The organism is Mycobacterium bohemicum DSM 44277, from assembly GCF_001053185.1.
GTDB lineage: Bacteria > Actinomycetota > Actinomycetes > Mycobacteriales > Mycobacteriaceae > Mycobacterium > Mycobacterium bohemicum.
Genome location: NZ_CSTD01000001.1, coordinates 2,006,185 through 2,024,180 on the forward strand (window position 1 = coordinate 2,006,185; position 17,996 = coordinate 2,024,180).

At 64.1% G+C, this 17,996-nt stretch carries 15 protein-coding genes, 2 pseudogenes and 1 riboswitch; of the genes and pseudogenes, 13 read left to right on the forward strand and 4 right to left on the reverse strand.

The window, feature by feature from the left end:
- Window positions 1-225 precede the first annotated feature (225 nt).
- Window positions 226-900 (forward strand): hypothetical protein, encoded by a 675-nt coding sequence (locus BN971_RS09160; protein ID WP_085183081.1) that lies wholly within the window; start codon window positions 226-228, stop codon window positions 898-900.
- A complete protein-coding gene (locus BN971_RS09165; protein WP_085183080.1) occupies window positions 866-1,996 on the forward strand; it encodes an XRE family transcriptional regulator in 1,131 nt (376 codons plus the stop codon). The genes BN971_RS09160 and BN971_RS09165 overlap by 35 nt, the downstream gene beginning before the upstream one ends.
- Before the next feature lie 82 nt (window positions 1,997-2,078).
- Here BN971_RS09165 and BN971_RS09170 read toward each other — a convergent pair whose 3' ends face one another.
- The 3 genes from BN971_RS09170 to BN971_RS09180 all read right to left on the reverse strand — a co-directional run bounded on the left by BN971_RS09170 (window position 2,079) and on the right by BN971_RS09180 (window position 5,125).
- Complete coding sequence (locus BN971_RS09170; protein WP_139027067.1) at window positions 2,079-2,273, reverse strand: hypothetical protein; 195 nt, start codon at window positions 2,271-2,273, stop codon at window positions 2,079-2,081.
- Window positions 2,274-2,679: 406 nt separating this feature from the next.
- A complete protein-coding gene (locus tag BN971_RS09175; protein WP_085183078.1) occupies window positions 2,680-3,138 on the reverse strand; it encodes a hypothetical protein in 459 nt (152 codons plus the stop codon).
- Between the two features lie 33 nt (window positions 3,139-3,171).
- Window positions 3,172-3,282, reverse strand: a riboswitch (SAM riboswitch).
- A gap of 673 nt (window positions 3,283-3,955) precedes the next feature.
- The gene (locus tag BN971_RS09180) at window positions 3,956-5,125 is read right to left on the reverse strand and encodes an IS30 family transposase (protein WP_085183261.1); all 1,170 of its coding nucleotides are present in this window, start codon (window positions 5,123-5,125) and stop codon (window positions 3,956-3,958) included.
- 309 nt (window positions 5,126-5,434) lie between these two features.
- Between BN971_RS09180 and BN971_RS09185 the strand changes: the two genes are divergently transcribed.
- The 6 genes and pseudogenes from BN971_RS09185 to BN971_RS09215 all read left to right on the forward strand — a co-directional run bounded on the left by BN971_RS09185 (window position 5,435) and on the right by BN971_RS09215 (window position 12,646).
- Entirely contained in the window at window positions 5,435-8,212 is a 2,778-nt protein-coding gene (locus tag BN971_RS09185; RefSeq protein WP_139027068.1) for a double-stranded RNA binding motif domain-containing protein, read from the forward strand.
- A gap of 165 nt (window positions 8,213-8,377) precedes the next feature.
- Window positions 8,378-9,718, forward strand: a pseudogene (locus tag BN971_RS25680) (Mu transposase domain-containing protein).
- Window positions 9,715-10,566, forward strand: a complete 852-nt coding sequence (istB, locus tag BN971_RS09195) for an IS21-like element helper ATPase IstB (protein ID WP_085183075.1) — start codon at window positions 9,715-9,717, stop codon at window positions 10,564-10,566. Before BN971_RS25680 ends, istB (BN971_RS09195) begins: the two are co-directional and overlap by 4 nt.
- A gap of 238 nt (window positions 10,567-10,804) precedes the next feature.
- Window positions 10,805-11,188 carry a DUF732 domain-containing protein gene (locus BN971_RS26610; protein WP_372511934.1) on the forward strand — a complete coding sequence of 128 codons (384 nt, stop codon included), beginning with the start codon at window positions 10,805-10,807 and terminating at the stop codon, window positions 11,186-11,188.
- 65 nt (window positions 11,189-11,253) lie between these two features.
- Complete coding sequence (locus tag BN971_RS09205; RefSeq protein ID WP_085183073.1) at window positions 11,254-11,562, forward strand: hypothetical protein; 309 nt, start codon at window positions 11,254-11,256, stop codon at window positions 11,560-11,562.
- Window positions 11,563-12,367: 805 nt separating this feature from the next.
- A complete protein-coding gene (locus tag BN971_RS09215; protein ID WP_139027069.1) occupies window positions 12,368-12,646 on the forward strand; it encodes a hypothetical protein in 279 nt (92 codons plus the stop codon).
- 95 nt (window positions 12,647-12,741) lie between these two features.
- Here the strand turns inward: BN971_RS09215 and BN971_RS09220 are convergent, their stop codons facing one another.
- Window positions 12,742-13,005 (reverse strand): hypothetical protein, encoded by a 264-nt coding sequence (locus tag BN971_RS09220; RefSeq protein ID WP_085183070.1) that lies wholly within the window; start codon window positions 13,003-13,005, stop codon window positions 12,742-12,744.
- Between the two features lie 782 nt (window positions 13,006-13,787).
- Here BN971_RS09220 and BN971_RS24575 point away from each other — a divergent pair.
- The 5 genes and pseudogenes from BN971_RS24575 to istB (BN971_RS09235) all read left to right on the forward strand — a co-directional run bounded on the left by BN971_RS24575 (window position 13,788) and on the right by istB (BN971_RS09235) (window position 17,950).
- Window positions 13,788-14,084, forward strand: a complete 297-nt coding sequence (locus tag BN971_RS24575) for a hypothetical protein (RefSeq protein WP_139027070.1) — start codon at window positions 13,788-13,790, stop codon at window positions 14,082-14,084.
- 1 nt (window position 14,085) lies between these two features.
- Entirely contained in the window at window positions 14,086-14,241 is a 156-nt protein-coding gene (locus tag BN971_RS25005; RefSeq protein ID WP_169718664.1) for a hypothetical protein, read from the forward strand.
- 127 nt (window positions 14,242-14,368) lie between these two features.
- Window positions 14,369-15,502, forward strand: a complete 1,134-nt coding sequence (locus tag BN971_RS09225; protein WP_139027071.1) for a hypothetical protein — start codon at window positions 14,369-14,371, stop codon at window positions 15,500-15,502.
- A 157-nt stretch (window positions 15,503-15,659) separates the two neighbouring features.
- Window positions 15,660-17,159 (forward strand): annotated as a pseudogene (gene istA / locus BN971_RS09230) (IS21 family transposase).
- Complete coding sequence (istB, locus tag BN971_RS09235) at window positions 17,156-17,950, forward strand: IS21-like element IS1612/ISMav1 family helper ATPase IstB (RefSeq protein ID WP_085183067.1); 795 nt, start codon at window positions 17,156-17,158, stop codon at window positions 17,948-17,950. The pseudogene istA and the gene istB (BN971_RS09235) overlap by 4 nt, the downstream one beginning before the upstream one ends.
- Window positions 17,951-17,996: the final 46 nt, after the last annotated feature.

A 17,996-nucleotide genomic window follows, 5' to 3' on the forward strand; every position in this document is an offset into this window, starting at 1 on the left:
CAATCAACACGACCGCCCCTCTGCATTACCTCGCCGACATCGGGCGGTGACCTGGCTGTACGCCGTGGCCGACGACGTCGAGGTATGCGTGGCCGCTCGACGGCAAGAGTCGCGCGCACGCGGACGGGCGAAATCAGGCGACACGCGTAGCCTTTGACCTCGATGAGTTCTGGTTTCATGCAAAAATATGAGGGACGTCGCACAGGGCGACGGGAAGAAGGATCTGTGACCACCAGCCCACAGGCCGATACGGCCACAATCGTCATCGGCCCGGACGATGCCGCCGAGTACCTCAGCCGCATGGAAATCGACATCGCCGACGTGCGCCAGGCCATCGAGGCCGGCGACATCGCCGCCGGCAACAAGACCCAGCACCACCCTGTGATCGCGGCCGGCATGAGCCGCTGGCTCGACACTGTAGGTGTGCTCCGAGGGCGCCTCGCGCGCGGTCAGTGGGTAAGCTCCGATCCCCGCAACCGACCGGTGTCCGAGCACCGCGAACTGCCCTACGGGCTGTCGACGGTCGGCGCGACAGAACCGACGGGCATCGCCGACCACCCGAGTGGCCCGCGCGCGGCGCAGCGGAAGGGCATCGGAACGGCCGAGGCGGTTAACTCGACCATCCCACTGATTACGGTCGAGACGCTTCGCCGGCAAACGCCGACAGCCGTCACCGGTGCGCCACCTGGGGGCAACTGGTTCCTGCTGTACTACCGCGACGACGACGGAGTGCGGGCAGAAATCTCCTTGCCGCGCGGCTTCGAGGGTGGACAGTTCACCGGCTGGGTCGTGCGTGTGATACTTCCCGAGTGGCGACCGGCGGACGGCGCCGCAGCCCGCAAGCCGCGCGACGTAGGAGGCCAGGATGTCGAATTCCAAGTCTCCGAAGTCGCCAGCTGAATCCCTTCTCAACCCCGAACGTATCCAGGTCGCGCGGATGCGCCGAGGTTTGACGAAAGTCGAACTGGCGCAACGGCTCGCCGTCACTCCACGGACGGTGACGAAGTACGAGACGAACGGTGCTCCGGCTGGCGCGGCGGCGGACATCGCCGCGGCGGTTGAGTTCCCTGTGTCGTACTTCCAGCGGGGCGCCGCGCCGATGCTGTGCGCCAACGAGGTTAGGTTCAGGGCGGCTCGGCGTGCGACCGCTAGGCAGCGCGATTCTGCCACTGCGGCCGGCGTCGCTGGAGTTGAGATTGACCGGTGGATCTCGCAGCGGTTCGTGCGGCCACTGCTCGACCTCCCCACGTTCGACGGGGTGGGCCCGCGCACTGCGGCATCGACGCTTCGGGCGGTGTGGGGGCTCGGCACCATGCCGTTGCCGAACCTGGTGCAGCTCGCCGAGTCGCGGGGTGTTCGCGTGTACACCCTGCCGCCTTTTGCAGACGTCGTGGACGCGTACTCGATTTGGCGTGACGACGTGCCGTACTTGTTGCTTGCGCGCCGAAAGACGCCGGAGCGCATCAGGTTCGACGTCGCGCATGAGATCGGCCATTTGGTTCTGCATTCGAATGAACCTGGCGAGACAACGCAGCAGGAGCGGGAAGCCGACGCGTTCGCGTCGGAGTTCTTGATGCCCGAGGCGGCCCTCGCCGAGTATGTACGTTTCAACGCAGCAGTTCCAGAGCTGCTCGAGATCCGGGAATACTTCAAGGTGTCGGCGATGGCTCTCGCATACGCCGCGCACCGAGCAAGCAGACTGAGTGATTGGACCTACCGTCAAGCCTGTATCACGCTGTCGCAGAACGGTTTCCGAGCGGGTGAGCCGGGCGGGATGGCGAACTACGAGATGTCCCGCGTATTTCCATCGGTGTTCAGCAGCCCATCGGCAAGCGCTGGCGCAATCGCACGCGATTTAGGGATCCCCGTCAGCGATGTACACGCGCTGACCTTCGGCGCCGAACTCCGCCTGGCGCAAGAAACCGAAGTGACCGCCGACTCGTCCGCGGTCCAGCCTCGCGGTCCGAGCTCCCGACGACACCTCCGCGTCGTCTAACCAGCTCGTAAAGTGGCAGCCACTCGGCGCGCGCGGCGGTATGTCTGCATAGTCGGCCCGCTGCCGATCCGGTTATCCCCCTCTATGGGCAACGGTTCAGGCTGGTCATATCGACGAAGTCGTCCGGAGTGGTCTCGACGACACATCCCACGTCGTAGCCTTCAAGGAGTTCCACTAGATCGGCCGCCGGCGGCCCCGGCAACAGGATTGCTAATCGCGAATCATCAACGTAACGCCCATAATCGAGCACCTGCCCGAGTGCGAGACGAACGCTCATCCTCTCTGCCGTCCCCCTGGATTCGTACAAAACGTTCTCCGTGACGTCGGCTAGGTCGCTGTAGAGCGCCTTGGAACCTGTCGGGACGATGCGGTATCGCCTCACTTCCCGGCCGTGCGACTCGAGGTAGGCCTGAAAGCGCGCAGTCAGGTGCGCTTCTTCTTGGACCGCAACAACACTGCCCCGCCCGTTCGAACTCCTCTCACGAGTGCGTCACAGGCAGCCATGGAGCCCGTCTTGCAGCGCGCACATCCGGCAGCGGTGGTGCGCGGCCAGCAAGCTGGGCCACGACGACGTGCCCGCTAACGACTTTGCTCCCGCGGGCAAATGAGCGGGCGGTTATGTCGGCGTCCGTCGAAGGAGCGCGACATAGAGCGCCGCCCAGTCCTCGGCGGGCGTTAGTCAGTCAGCCCCGGTACCGGTGCCTCGTCTCGCTGCCGTCCAGGTGGCGGGTCCACACGGTGTAGGTGCCGTCACTGGCGTCGTACTCCGACGCCAGCGCAAGAGCCTTCTTGGCAAGCGCCACAACGGCTTCCGGTGTGGTCGCGGTTTGATCCTCGGCGAACGCTTGGGTGTAGCCCTGGCGGTTGTAGAGGCCGACGCCGTAGCCATCGTCTGGCTCGACAGTCTCGCAGACGGTCATCGACGGGCCGTCGAAACCGGACCCGACCATCAGGTAGACGCCGCCCTCCAAGATGCTGTCGTGGGAGATGAAGACACGGCCCCCACCCATGTCTTGGTTGCCGAACGGCACTGCGAACGTGGCCGTTAACGCGGCAGCGATGGGCCGGGTGTAGGCGTAGTTATCCCAATTGATCTGGCGCTCCGAGTTGTGCCCATTTTCAATCTGGTTCAGTTCGGTCATTTTCCGCCATTCCCGGCGACGCCACCCTCGGGCGTCCACCACTTGCACGTGTCACGTGCCGGCTCTTCCCCTGGGGCACCGTGCGGTGGGGCGCGGTTGCCGGGACGGCGGGCCAGGTACCCGAACAGCCGTCCGCTCGTGAGCGATTCCAGGGTAAGGGAGGACCCCGACAGAACGGGGCGACCATCGACTCGGTCGTCAGTCGCGCCAGGACGACGACGGCGTCGGTTGCCCGCCATCGCCCCTTCGGCACCGGGGTACCTCAGCCATCGCTGAAACGCCCGATTCACCCGAGTGAGCCGCGGCCCAGTAGTCCTCCGTGAGCTTCAAGGCAGCGCGGTACGAGGGCGCGACGCAGTCGACTGCGGTGACCATCGAGTGCACGGTCGCCACTTACAGCACCGCTGAAAGGTCGGCCCGTTGGATCGACTTCCGAGCACGAACCGAGGGCCACGTCTCGCACTACACGGCCAAGGCGGCCGGGTCCTGCGGCTTGACGATTTCCAGGCGTTCCAGGCCGTGACGCTCCGCTTTCGCGTCACGCGACAGCCACGACGGCGGTGTCGGTGCGTACGGAATGTAGTTCGGTGGTGGCTGGACGACCCTGACCGGACCCCGTCAACTGGTCCGCGTGATCAACCGATCGGGGTCAGGCCACACGCACCTGGCTCCTTCGACGGAAGGTCGTAACCCAAAGTCAAGCAAACCTGTCGGCGGCGACTGAAAATTGACCCCCTGGCGGCAGGTGAGTTCTAAGGCTTGTCGCAACACTCCTGCGATGGTGAATTCGTCCGGTCCTCGCAACACACGGACGCGATCACAGTAGTCCGTGCGTGAAAACCAGGTCGGGTGTGCGCCAGTTGAGGATCTTGCGTGGGCGGCCATTAAGGAGCTTCTCCGCGCGGACCAGATCCTGGGGTGTGTAGACGGATAGATCTTTGCCCTTCGGAAAGAACTGGCGCAGAAGGCCGTTGGTGTTCTCGTTGGTGCCGCGCTGCCACGGGCTTCCTGGATCGGCGAAGAACACACCCTCTTGGAAGTGCTCAGCGAGAAGGTCGTGACGGGCCATCTCCGATCCCTGGTCCCAGGTCAGCGTGCGCCGGGCGGCCTCGGGCAGAGCCACCAGCACGTCGCCGAACGCGTCAGTGAACGCGTCGGCGCCGTGGCCCCACGGGAGATGGATCAGTCGCACCGCGCGACTGGTTCGGTCGACCAGAGTGCCGATCGCCGAGCGGCTGTGCTTACCGACGATCAAATCCCCCTCCCAGTCGCCGATGCGGGTACGCGTCTCGACGATCGGCGGCCTGCGGTGGATCAACACCGCCGGAGCGACGTAGCGGGGAGTGCGTTCAGTCGCGTTGCGTCGCCGCTTGCGCAGCGGTCGACCGGTACGCAGCTTGGCCGTCAACGCCCTGCTCAACCCGCCTTTGCGGCCGAGATACACAGCCTGATAGATCGTTTCGTGGCAGATATGCCAGTCCGGCCGGTCCGGGTACTCCGAGCGCAGCCAGGCACTGATCTGCTGCGGGCTCCACGTGTTCTCCAGCTTGCCCTTCACCAGCTCGCGCAGTTCGGGATCGACGACCAAGGCCCCTGCTCGCTGCCGGCGCGCGTTGTCGCGGGCGCGGGCGTGCGCGAGATCGGCGTCATAAACACCCTTGTCGTGTGGCTTGAGGTGACGGCGCAGCTCCCGGGACACCGTCGAGGCTGCCCGGCCGATCCGTCGGGCGATCTCACGGACACCATGGCCGCGCTCGCGCAAGGTCGCGATGCGCTGGCGCTCCAACAACGTCAGATACCGCGACGAGCGTGCCTTCTCAGCCACCCGCGTCGGCGGTAGCCCACCCGCTTCGGCGCGCCACCGATAGCCGGTCTTGCGGCCGATGCCGATTTGCCGGCACGCCTCGACGGTATGCACCCCATCGAGGATCAGCTTCCAGTACTCATCCTCCAAAATCAGCCGGCGCTTGCGGCCACGTCGCGTCATCTCCACACCCCTTCACATAGCAGGAGTGTTGCGACAAGCCTTAGAACTCACCTGCCGCGCCGGGGTCAGAATTCACGTGCCGCGGACAAAACCAACTCCGGACAACCCGGAACACATCGTGGTGCGCATCAAACGCGGGACGGTTCATCTTCTACTCGGGGACAGCGTCTGGGTGCCCCGCGACGTCGGGGCATCATTGGGCAACTCGGCGGTGATGTCATACCGCAGCGCTAGGCTTCGTGCTGGAACAGTCGGATTTGTCGGGAATGGGGCCGACGACGCCCGCTGGCGAACGCGAGGAGAAGCACCGTGGCGCCATTCAGCTTTGGCAACCGCTGGGTCGGAATCGTTGGCCTGCGCACCCCTCCGCCTCCCGAACCACTGCATAAGATGGCGCTACGTCTTCAAAAGGAGTCGCGCTCCCGAAGAATTCGAATTGACGGCGGCCTTAAACTGCGGGTCGACGAGGTCCTATCCTCTCTGACCCGAATCCGACAGCGTGCGGCCATCGCCGGGCTGTACACACGTGCGAACGAATGCCTGATCGTCGAGCGGATGATCAGGTCGGGGAGACAGCCCGTGGTGCGGCCGTGGTTGCGCCGCGAGTTCTTGGCGTTACATGCACCTGATCGGCTCGACGGTTCCTCATCGAGAAGGCGAGCTGACAATGCGGCGCGCGATTCCTCGAAGCGCGCTGCGGCACCGCCCGACGAGGTTGTCGCGACCGACTGGGCAGAGTGGTGCCCGCAAGCTCCGCACTCGGCACTGCTGCCCGCGCTACCCGATCCACTCTCGCGCGATCTTAAGGCCCTCGACGTCGACCTCGACGATGAGGCGCTGCATTGGGTGCGGTGGTCCTGCCTGCATCGCAGTTATCTCTATGAGTCAATACCGGAAAGCCCGGTCTCCGCGGAAGCCCTCGATCTTCTCGCGGCACTTGGACAGGGATGGATGCGGATGGCACTGCTTAGCCGGGTACGCGCACAACGCGGTGACTACGAATCGAACAGCGAGGTCAGCGCTGTACTCGCAGCGGACAAACAAATCCGGTCCAGGCTTGGGCAATGGGTTACCGACAATGAGGTGGCCTACTTCGGTAGAGGCGAGGCCCAGAGCCTAGCCGCCGGGGCCCGTAGCACCGCTCCCGAAAGGGTCGCGATGCAGATTCTGGGTGCTTTATCAATGGTCACGGTCTCGCAGGCTCCGGCGGACGGCCTGCTGGAGCTGGTCTCCTTCGAGATGCAGGACCCGGAACCTGACTGGCTCACGCTTCTGCAATCTCACGTGAAGGCACAGCCAGCATTCACGCGCACAGAAACAGGACCCGACCACGACAAGCAATTCACGGTCACCGTCGAGGTCAATCGACGATCGGCATCAGCCACCGCCCCTTCGGTCAAGGAGGCGCGGCGGCTGGCTACGCGCTCGTATGTTCGCCGGTTCCTGCCGAACGCGATTCCCGCCACGCGCACAAAACCGCGACAGACGATGCGGCCGAAGCCATTCCAGAAAACACACCCGGACCACGATCGGGCGTTTCAGTGGGCACAGCAAGCGTTCGAAGTGGCCGATGCCGGCTTGATGAGTCAAGCGTTGACTCACAGGTCTTGGGTCTACGAGAACCAAGGATTGGTTGCACAAGCACAGCAACGCGACTATGGAGTGTTGGCCACCGAAGGCTCCGAAGCGCTGACCAACCTGGTCCGGCATCACTACGCGCTAAACACTCTTAACCAAACTGTGCGCGTGCCGGCCTCTGCAGTGACCTCACCGGCGCTTCCCCGTGAGGTAGTTGTCGAGTTATTCGACCAGATGCCGGTAGCGTCCGGCATTCTCTGCTCGCAAAAAATGGCAATCAGCCCGGATATCAAAGAAGATGTCGCCCAGGCGATCGTGGGGGCAGCCTGGCGCGCCAACGGAGACCGCCTGATGAAACGGCAACCCGCGACCCTGGCGAAGTGGATCAAGTCCTTCACTCCTACGAGGGACCCCGCCACTCTCCTTCAGGAGTATTGCGCCCGTCACGCCAAGGCAACCTATTCCGTTGATTTCGAGCGCCGGGGACCACAGCACCATGCAGAGTTCCGCGCAACGATCACCTTCGAGATGGATCAACAGTTGCGCTGGCACGGCGAGTGGCGGAACGCGCACAATGCAGCGAAACAGTCTGCCGCTGACAGCGCACTCAATCTCCTCCTAGGCGCACCGAGCACCGAAAGTGCCAGCCCCGACGAGGACGGACAGGCACTGCTGCGCGGAATGCTCCTGGCCGAGCTTCGCGTAAGCGATCCCAAAAACATCAACTCTGCCAAGGAGATTGCATCGGGACTACTCGCTGTCGACCTTCTCGCCTCCGGGAAGTTCAGCGAGTATTTGGGATGGGCGCAATTACGAACGCAACTGCTTCCCGCCTCCGGCTGTGCAGTTGCAGACCGTCTGACTGAATATTACGAGGCAGTGCTCACGCAACAGCGCCGCGATGCACTGCAACAGTGGGTTGTCGCCTACCTACCTACGCGGGGGGTCGAGCAGCCAGACAATGCTCAGCGAGTTACCTCCTGGTGGCAGGGCGAGGACTGCGCCCGGCTGGCACTGCTCGAAGACCTCTTGTCGAGCGTGAACGACGCGGACCTTACCGACGGTGTTCTCGACTACATTGAGCGACAGGCGATGACGGTGGCCAAAGCGACCCAGTTACAGCTGGAATCGATCCGTGAATCCGACCCGCAAGGACACACGCTCACGCTGCGCCTTTCGGGCGCTGAGTTGGCGAACGCTCTCGACCCAATTGCCGACGTTGTCGACGCCGCTGTTGGCGGAGTGACATGGACACGCGACACGCAGAGCCTGTCTGTGACTATCCCGAATACTCCGACTGCGCCGGATGCCCTGTCGCGCGCTGGCTTTGATGCTGTCGAGCATGCGAGGAAGGACCCTTGGCTAAACGACGTACAGCATGAACTGCGCGAATTCCTGGCACTCGCCGAACGAGCTTTGGACGACACCCCCGGCCCTACGCCCGTACAACTGGACGACGTACTCGCTCAAGAGCGTGCACTCGTCACACAACTACGGACAGGCGGATGACCTGGTCACCCCCACCGCGCCACCGTTCGTTGGTGCCGACGGCGTGCGAATCAGCCGCAGAGCGCCAGACCGCACGAAGCCATTGCACAGTCAGTTGCGTTGGCGCTCAATCGCGCAGGAGCAGCCCCACCTCGAGCGGCCGAGTGCGAAACGCCTCGACGGCGTGTGGAAGTACATGCCCTGCGCAAGCGTGGTTGGACGATCGCGGCGATCGCCCCGCCACACCGGATTCGACCGCAAGACGGTCCGCAAGTATCTGGCCGGTGACGCCAAACCTGGGGTCCGGGCCCGCCCGGGTCCGGACCCGTTCGAGCCGTTCGTTGACTACGTCACCGCGAGGCTGACCGAGGACCCGCACCTGTGGGCCCGCACCCTGTTCGACGAGCTCGAGACCTGGGGTTTGGTCTGTCGTATCAGAGCCTGACCCGCAACATCCGCGCCCGGGATCTACGCCCGGTCTGTGAGGCCTGCCGGACCGCCACCGAGCGCCCCAATGCGGTGATCCCACACGCAACCCGGGGACGAAACCCAATGGGAATGGCTGGAATTGCCCAATCCTCCCGAAGCATGGGGTTGGGGCAAGACGGCGCATCCGTTAGTCGGCTCGCTGGCGCATTCCGGGAAGTGGCGCGGCTTCCTGGCGCCCTCGGAGGACCAACCGCATCTGATCGCCGGCCTCGACCGCGTCACTCGTGGACTGGGCGGGCTGACCCGGGTGTGGCGGTTCGATCGGATGGCCACGGTCTGCGATCCAGGCTCAGGACGGGTGACCGCGTCGTTCGCCGGGGTGGCCAAGCACTACGGCGTCTCGGTGGCGATCTGCCCGGCCCGGCGCGGCAACCGCAAGGGCGTGGTCGAGAAGGTCAACTACACCGCCGCGCAACGCTGGTGGCGCGCCCTGGCCGACGACATGACCGTCGAGGCGGCCCAGGCCAGCCTGGATCGCTTCGCCCGGGTGCGCGGTGACACTCGAATGCGGGCCACCGCCGACGGCCGGTCCTCGGTCGCCGTGCTCGCCAAGGCCGAACCGTTGGCCCCGGTGCCGGCGGTGCCGTATCCGGTGATCGTGGCTGAGACCCGCACCGCCTTGCGCCAAGCGATGGTGTCCTATCGCGGCAACCGCTACTCAGTGCCCCCAGAGTTGGCCGCCGCCCAAGTCGTCGTGTCGCATCCGGTCGGCGGCGAGTTCTGCGACATCGCCACCATGAGCGGGATCGTGATCGCCCGGCCCGGATGGCCGCCGATGGACTCGGGGTGATGGTCCGTGACAGCGGGCACGTCATCGCCCTGGACGCCGCGGCGATGGCCACCGCGGCCACCGGGCGCCCGCACCGCCGCAAGGAACGCATCCCACCGGGCCCGGCGGCCAAAGCTGCTGCTGCACAACTGCTCCGAGCCAAGGACGCCAACAGCCATGGCGCCCAATCCCCAAGTCCGTCAACCGATTCCACCGTCATCGATCTGTCCGTCTATGAGCGGGCCGCCCGGAACAGGACCATCCAATGACCCCCACTCCAAGCACCGGCAAGACCACCATCACGAACGAGGAATCGGCATCGGCGGCGGCGAGCCGTTATCAACAGCTGCGTTCGCATCTGGCCGAGCTCAAACTGGCCGCGGCCGCCGAAGCCCTACCGGCGGTGCTCGACCAGGCCACCGCCGAGGGGCTGTCGCTGACCGTCGCGATGGAGCGGCTACTGGCCGTGGGAGTCGAGGCCAGCACCGCCCGCCGGCTGGCTGGCCGGTTGCGGTTCGCCTGCCTGCCCACCCCGGCCACCCTGGCCGACTTTGATGTCGACGCCGCCGCCGGGATCGACCGCAAGCTCATCGACGAGCTGGGCACCTGCCGCTACCTGGAATCGGAGACCAACATCCTGCTCATCGGGCCGCCGGGCACGGGAAAAACGCACTTGTCCGTCGGATTGGCACGGGCCGCAGCACATGCCGGATACCGAACCTACTTCACCACCGCCGCTGACCTGGCGGCACGATGTCACCGCGCTGCGATCGAGGGACGGTGGGCCACCACCATGCGGTTCTACGCCGGGCCGACCCTGCCGGTGATCGATGAACTGGGGTACCTACCGCTGCCCGCCGAAGCTGCCTCCGCGTTGTTTCAGGTTGTCTCCCAACGCTATTTGAAGACCAGCATCGTCATCACCACCAACCGCGGGGTGGGTGCCTGGGGCGAGATCCTCGGCGACACCACCGTGGCCGCCGCCATGCTCGACCGCCTCCTGCACCGTTCCGTAGTCATCAACCTCGACGGCGACTCTTACCGGCTACGCGACCACCACGCCGCCGCGGAAACCCTGCGCCGAACCACCACCGGCACCCGCCAACAACTACACTGACCGCTGCTCACAGGTGAGGAATTTCGGCGAGCACAGCCGGGGATTTTCGATGAGCGCCGTCAACACTTCGCAGCGCGCAATATCGTATGGCCGGGTCGGTTTCTGGGTACTCGCTGAATAGCTCCGGTGGCACTGTGAGACATATGAGTAACAGTGCGCGCCAGGCCGATTCAAACAGGGAGGTTTGGGGGGCATGTTGTTTCGTGCGGTTTTCACCGCGGCTACCATCGCGACGGCAATGATCAGTTCGGGCGCCGGAGTTGCTTCGGGGAGCCCAAATCCAACCGACCCTGGGTACTGCGGCGCCCGCCAAGACGCCCTAGACTGCGTGCCCTATGACGGCCCGGCGCCGCCGCCACCAACTAAGGCCGAAGCCGCGTTCGTGCGTGCCGGGCGCTTCTACGCTCCCAGTGCCGACGACGCGACACTATTAAGGATCGGCCGGGGCACATGCAACATGCTTCGTGCCGGCACCTCCACTGGTTACATCGTTCCCGATATCGCCCGCCACCTGTCAATGAATAACCAGAGAGCCGACCAACTAATGGACGCGGCGATGGGGAACATCTGCCCAGACGTACACATCGGCGCCAACGGCGCTGACGACTCCAGACCTCACTGAAAAGCGGGTCTGGGGCCGGTTGTGCTCGTCGACGTCATTCACCCACGATTGAATGGAGACACAATATGACCAACCGTGCCTGGTCGGCTTATGAGGCGATTCCGCTGATCAACGATGTGGTGGTTCACCGAGGACTGCGCTGGACCGGTTTGGCTCCCCCGCACCCAGAGGATCACTACGAGGGTTTGATCCCCACACGAACCAAACAAGCCGTCTACCTACAAGCCTGGGTAGTGGCGTTCCATATGGGCCTGTGCCCCAACACCCCGAACACAAAGCCTTCGGTTTTGATTAGCAAGCTGATCGAGGCGTTCGAGTTGGACCCCGACGGGATGGCCCAAACCTCGGACGCCATTGCGATGGCCCGCGGCTAGGTATACCTGTACGACCGATACAGCCTTGCCATAGAACGCGGCCAGCCATTAAGCCACGCGACGCTTGGGCCGCCCGGCCTCGCGGTCGCCCTGGCGGCCGAGAGGTAAGCCTCTCGTGTGTGCCCGTAAGCGCAGAAGGGAGCGAGAATGAACCCAGTAGTTGAACGCCGATTGTCGTTGTGGCCCAACGCAAAGACCCGCGCTGAGGCTGCACAGCTGCTCTACGTCAAAGGGTGGACGCTGGGGAGGGTGCTGGCACTGTACCCCGACGGGGTGGTCAGCGAGGACCGCGGCGTCAAGCGCGGAGCTGCCCGCCGCGCGATCTGGGCGCATTACGCGCTGCTCCAGGAGGCGGTGGGTGAGCCTGACATCGACCCCAGCGACGCTGCCGCAGTCGAGCGAGTGGTCAGAACGAAGGGAGTCGAAGTTGCACGGTGTCGCGCCGGCAGCCACTTAGGGGAGGAGTACAACACATTCCCCGACCTGGCCTGGTACGAACGCCAGGCACCACCGAGTTGGCCCATCGAGGCTGACGATGACGGCCGCCGGGAGCGTGAGCAGGCTGATATACGCAGCGCCATGTGCCCAGAATGCTTTTGCGTCCACGCCGGCGAGTGCCCTTAATACCAGTCGATGTGGTGATGAGGGTGACCGAGCGGCGTCCGCATACCTCCGTCGTTCATGGAAAGGCAACTGCTGGTGCGGCGCCCACCGTTTTGAACGGTGCGCCTGCCGCTACTGTTCTCTACAGGAGTCGTTGCCAGAGCCGCGAACACCACCGGCCAGTGTGATCGGATAGGCGGTTATGGACGACCTCGCCGGCATCGGCCCAACCCCACCACCGTGGATGGCGCCCGACGACCAACCATTCTGGAAGAGCCCCACGCTGCTCTGGCACCACGGCGTCGGCGAAGACCTAGCGATCAGATGCGAGGACACCATTGATGAGGACAGCGAGTGGTACCGCAGCTCCCCGGTGATCGAGCTCTTAGGAGCCGTTCACGGCCTGGACGCGGCGGGAGCGCGCCGACTGGCCGCCGATCTGAACGCCGCCGCCGACCTAATCGTGGATATGCCACGTTAGATCTACCTACGGGTTGGCTTGTAGGGCAAGTTTTTGGAGCCTTTTAGATCCCCTAAGATGGAGAACAGGTTGTTAAACACGGCTTGCTGGGCATCTCACGGGCACTCGCCCCGGTGCTCCATGTGGCACAGCGGGCACAGGGCAGCGGGCTTCGGGCGCGGTTGCCGGCGAACGGACCCGCTTGCGCCCTCGATGCCGAGCAACTCTTTATTGTGGTTGACGCCGCGATGGTAAATCTCGCCTGCGCTGCTCCCCGGCGGGGCCACGTCGGTCCATTTGCCGGTGCGGTATTCGCGGAATGACAGGCTGTTGTCCTCACCAACGAAGTACTCCCCGAACGGGGACTTGCCACCGTTCATGTGGTTCCCACCATTCCAGCTGATTCTCGCGTCATATGGTGTGTGTGTCGCGCCCATCCGCGTCTTCCTTCCCGCAGGTCGACGGGCATCTTCAGGCGTACCCCGTTTGGACTAGTCTGCCATCGAGGAGCGGGCGTTGAAGCTGCGGAATGCGTCAAGCCTTTGAGCAGATATGCGACCTCAGAAGTTGACCGCGCTGCGAGTTGGCTACGTAGTTGCCGACAAGCCTGACGGCGCGGAGCACCGAATCACTGCTGTCCCCGCCGCGCCCTCCGAGCCGTACAGCGGATGTGCGAGGGGGCTTTCGTTGAGGCGGTCGCTGCCGCAGGGCATCAACCGGTCGGCACCAGCCGAGATGGCGGCGACGCGTGCCGCCTGCTGGCGCACGGCGAGGCGGTCGATTGAGTGGTGGAGGAGATGGGCGTAAACGTGGTGTTAGACCCAGCCAAGGCCCGCGTGTTCGTTGACCTGGCGCACCGGAAAATGCGCCCGCAGACGCCTCTGGCTGCGGAGCACCCGGTCACGCCAGCGCCAGCGCCGCATCGCCTTCTTCCGGGAGAATGGAACGTAACCGCAGGAACCGAGTACCACGGCGACGAGCCTCAGGGGAGGAACTGGTATGACCGACTGGCGAGAGCGCGGCAAGCAGCGACGCGAGCGCAGCTTAAACCAGCGCGACCACTCCCCGCCGCGCGAGCACGAGGACCCGTGATCATCCTCAGCTGGCAGTGGACCGGACCCGGCTGGTGTGACGAGGAGGACGACGACGGTGAGGCGCGCTGATGGACGAGCACATCGTAGGCGCGCTGGCCCGCATAGCCATCGTGGTCACGGTCGTGCTGGTGCTCAGGCGGCCAAGTATGTCCCGCCCCCATTCGAATACTGGTGGCACACAAAAGGTGTTGGGACACCAAGTGCGCAGAACGGTCTATGTGCCCTGCCCGGATGACGATTCCTACGTCTGGCTGCCGCCGTTCCAGCGGCTTGACGACGCTTTCGCGAACTGTGACTGCGGCAAGCGATGGTGGGCGGAGACTGGATTGGAAAGATTGACAAGGAGCGGCACGGAGGCGAACTGAAATGACTCGGCGAGATCGAGACCAGCGCAGGCCGGAAAAGCTGAGCGAGCTGCTGCGCAACCAGACCGAAGCCAAGTGGCAGGAGGACCCGTATCTGTCGTCAGCGGGTGACGGACCAGGCGTGTACTACAGCGAAGAGGACCAGGAGGAGGACTAGGGGAGTCTCAAGCAGCCCGCCATGAGTCGGGCTGCTGGCTTGAGCAAGCTGATGGCGCGTAGTCCGGTTTGCCGGGATGTGCGGTGGTCTACTTACACCGGAAGTACCGACCCGGAGGTCTATTACTGTGAACCACGATCAAGCCGACAACGCCTCGGGCAAACCAGACACTGCGAAGTCCGCGATCGAGCCTTCGACAGACAGCGAAGCAAGCGGCGAGGTGGTCGTTGCACTGGAGCCGGAGGGAATCCTGCTCGGTGGCAATCCAGATGCCGTGCAGTCGTACTTGAACCGCATCCGGCAAGCCGCCGGGCGTGCCATCGACGTCGCCGAGATCGACGCGGGTTCCATCGCAAGTGCTGGCGGGATCGCCGCAGGTTTGGCAGGTGTTCTCGGTCGATCACGGCAGTTCGTTCAACTACACCCAGACAGCGTCGAAGCAATCAAAAACCACAAGCTTATTCCCGGTACGGACGGATTTTTCCGCATGACGGTCACCGATCTGGACGGAAAGTTTCTTCAACAACTACAGTGGCGGCCCGCAATGCTTGCGCCCACAGACATGCTGGCGATCCAAATGCTCGCTGTCCAGATCGCACTCAAGGCAGCGATCGGCGAAGTCGTTGAGTCCATTAAGCGGGTAGAGGGAAAGGTCGATGCAGTACTGAAGTTGGCAAAAGCAACGCGCGCGGGCCAAGTGCTTGGTCACAGCGAAACGGTTGAGGAAAACCTTCGATATCTCGAGAAGTACGGAGAGTTGCCAACGGCTTACTGGGAGGGAGTTGCTTGGATCGGTGCCGATCTGAACGCTCTGGTGCAGCAGCTTCGCCACCACGTCACACTCTCGCTCACAGACTTTAAAGCCGAACTTCCCGTCCAGAAGAGAGCCGAGCTTCTCCGGCGCGCTCTCGAGCAAGACCTCATCGGCGAAACGCTTGACCTGCTCGTCGTCGCTGAAGTATCGCTGTACAGATGGCGGCGCTTGCGCCTCGCCAGGATCCAGGCCACTGAGCCGGACCACGTCCAGGAAGTCATCCAAGACACTCGCGAATTCTTGTTAGATCAACTGGAGGAAGATACCGCCGTATACCGCAACGCTCAGCGCGTACTCGACGGATTCAGCAGAACTCATCCGCTCGAAGGGTTCCGGTATTGGTCGGTACGCGGCCTTGCGCGAGATCGAACGAAAATGCGCAAAGTCCTAGACGATTTCGCTACGTCGCGCCACAACCAGGTCGCGGACTGGTGTCCATGGCCATGAGAAAGTCCCCATCTGTGGCCAGTAGAAAGTCCCCACTGGTGGCCATGTAGAAGTCCCCACTCCTTTGCGGGCTCGCGTGTTGTTTCCGGGAGCTGAGGGCCTGGGCGGTGACGGTGATAGCGCCAACTGTCACCTGATCACCGCCCAGGGAGCTCTATTGAAGTCTGCAAGGGAGCGTATGAACATCATTTCGGCTTATCACCAGGTCGGGTCGTATCGCGGCGCGGCCGAGTTGTGCGGTACTACCCACAAGACTGTCAAGCGGGTCATCGAGCGGGCCGAGGCCGGCGGCGCGCCCCCGAGGGAACCACGGCCACGCAACCTCGACGCGTTCACCGAGCTAGTCGCCACCAGAGTCGAGAAGTCGCACGGCAAGATGTCGGCCAAGCGGATGCTGCCAATCGCCCGAGCTGCCGGGTATGAGGGTTCGGCCCGCAACTTTCGTCGCCTGGTGGCAGAGCAGAAAGTATTGTGGCGCAACGCTAACCGGCATCAACGCCGTCCGGCGGTGTGGTCACCCGGGGACTATCTGGTGATGGACTGGGCCGAAGCCGCACCGGGGTTGATGGTGTTCTGCGCGGTGCTGGCCTATTCGCGGTGGCGGTTTGTGCGGTTCGCCGCCGACGAGAAAGCCTCGACCACGTTGGCGATGATCGCCGAAGCCCTCGAGGCGATCGGTGGGGTCCCGGCCAAGATCCTGGCCGACCGGATGGGCTGCCTCAAAGGTGGTGTCGTCGCCAATGTTGTTGTTCCAACACCGGATTATGTGCGATTCGCGTCCCACTATGGCTTCATTCCGGACTTCTGCCACGGTGCGGATCCGCAATCGAAGGGCATCGTGGAGAACCTCTGTGGCTACGCTCAGGACGACCTTGCGGTCCCGCTGCTGACCGAAGCTGCGCTAGCCGGTGAGCAGGTCGACCTACGTGCCCTCAACGCCCAGGCGCAACTGTGGTGCGCCGAGGTCAACGCCACGGTCCATTCGGAGATCTGCGCCGTGCCCAACGATCGCTTGGTTGACGAGCGCACCGTCTTGAGGGCGCTGCCCTCGCTGCGGCCGACGATCGGCTCCGGGTCGGTGCGCCGTAAGGTCGACAGCCTCTCGTGCATCCGTTACGGCTCAGCTCGGTACTCGGTGCCTCAGCGGCTCGTCGGTGCCACCGTGGCGGTGGTGGTCGATCATGGCGCCCTGATCCTGTTGGAACCTGCGACCGGGGTGATCGTGGCCGAGCACGAGCTCGTCAGCCCAGGTGAGGTGTCCATCCTCGATGAACACTACGACGGACCCAGACCCGCACCCTCGCGTGGTCCACGCCCGAAAACCGAAGCAGAGAAACGATTCTGCGCATTGGGAACCGAAGCTGAGCAGTTCCTCGTCGGTGCTGCTGCGATCGGCAACACCCGACTGAAATCCGAACTCGACATTCTGCTCGGCCTTGGCGCCGCCCACGGCGAACAGACTTTGGTTGACGCGCTGCGCCGGGCGGTGGCGTTTCGCCGGTTCCGCGCTGCCGACGTGCGCTCGATCCTGGCCGCCGGCGCCGGCACCCCCCAACCCCGCCACGCCGGCGACGCGCTCGTGCTGGATCTGCCCACCGTCGAGACCCGCTCCCTGGAGGCCTACAAGATCAGCACCACCGACGGGACGGCCTCATGACCGCCGCTGCCAAGCCGGTGGCACCGTCCTCGGCGGCACCGCTGGCTGCTGACCTTGACGCGGCACTGCGGCGGTTGAAGTTGGCCACGGTGCGCCGCAACGCCGCCGAGGTGTTGCAAGTCGCCAAGACGCAACGCTGGACGCCGGAGGAGATTCTGCGGACGTTGGTTGAGGCCGAGATCGCTGCCCGCGATGCCTCCAACACCGCCAACCGCCTCAAGGCCGCAGCGTTCCCGGTCACCAAGACCCTCGACGGGTTCGACCTCACCGGATCGTCGGTCACCGGAGCCACGTTCGACTACCTGTCGAGTATGGAATGGATTCGGGCACAACAGAATCTGGCTGTCATTGGCCCACCTGGTACGGGCAAAAGCCACCTACTCATCGGCTGCGGGCATACTGCCGTCCACGCAGGATTCAAAGTCCGCTACTTCACCGCCGTCGACCTGATCGAGGTCCTCTACCGCGGCCTGGCCGACAACACCGTCGGCAAAATCATCGACACCCTGCTCCGCGCGGATCTGGTCATCTTGGACGAGATCGGCTTCGCCCCGCTCGATGACACCGGGACTCAACTGTTGTTCCGGCTCGTGGCCGCCGGCTACGAACGCCGCTCCCTGGCGATCGCCTCGCACTGGCCCTTCGAACAATGGGGACGATTTCTACCCGAGCACACCACCGCGGCCAGCATCCTCGATCGGCTACTGCACCACGCCACCATCGTCCTCACCTCCGGCGAGTCCTACCGGATGCGCCACGCCGACCACAAGAAAGGAGCCGCCAAGAATTAGCCAATCACCCGCTCAGGAGTGGGGACTTCTGCTGGCCACCAGCGGG

What these genes read in the sequence shown, in the direction of transcription:
- BN971_RS09165 (WP_085183080.1), top strand. Translation starts at nt 866, where the DNA reads ATGTCGAATTCCAAGTCTCCGAAGTCGCCAGCTGAATCCCTTCTCAAC.
- BN971_RS09170 (WP_139027067.1), bottom strand. Translation starts at nt 2,273, where the DNA reads ATGAGCGTTCGTCTCGCACTCGGGCAGGTGCTCGATTATGGGCGTTAC.
- BN971_RS09175 (WP_085183078.1), bottom strand. Translation starts at nt 3,138, where the DNA reads ATGACCGAACTGAACCAGATTGAAAATGGGCACAACTCGGAGCGCCAG.
- BN971_RS09180 (WP_085183261.1), bottom strand. Translation starts at nt 5,125, where the DNA reads ATGACGCGACGTGGCCGCAAGCGCCGGCTGATTTTGGAGGATGAGTAC.
- istB (WP_085183075.1), top strand. Translation starts at nt 9,715, where the DNA reads ATGACCCCCACTCCAAGCACCGGCAAGACCACCATCACGAACGAGGAA.
- BN971_RS26610 (WP_372511934.1), top strand. Translation starts at nt 10,805, where the DNA reads ATGATCAGTTCGGGCGCCGGAGTTGCTTCGGGGAGCCCAAATCCAACC.
- BN971_RS09205 (WP_085183073.1), top strand. Translation starts at nt 11,254, where the DNA reads ATGACCAACCGTGCCTGGTCGGCTTATGAGGCGATTCCGCTGATCAAC.
- BN971_RS09215 (WP_139027069.1), top strand. Translation starts at nt 12,368, where the DNA reads ATGGACGACCTCGCCGGCATCGGCCCAACCCCACCACCGTGGATGGCG.
- BN971_RS09220 (WP_085183070.1), bottom strand. Translation starts at nt 13,005, where the DNA reads ATGAACGGTGGCAAGTCCCCGTTCGGGGAGTACTTCGTTGGTGAGGAC.
- BN971_RS24575 (WP_139027070.1), top strand. Translation starts at nt 13,788, where the DNA reads ATGGACGAGCACATCGTAGGCGCGCTGGCCCGCATAGCCATCGTGGTC.
- BN971_RS25005 (WP_169718664.1), top strand. Translation starts at nt 14,086, where the DNA reads ATGACTCGGCGAGATCGAGACCAGCGCAGGCCGGAAAAGCTGAGCGAG.
- istB (WP_085183067.1), top strand. Translation starts at nt 17,156, where the DNA reads ATGACCGCCGCTGCCAAGCCGGTGGCACCGTCCTCGGCGGCACCGCTG.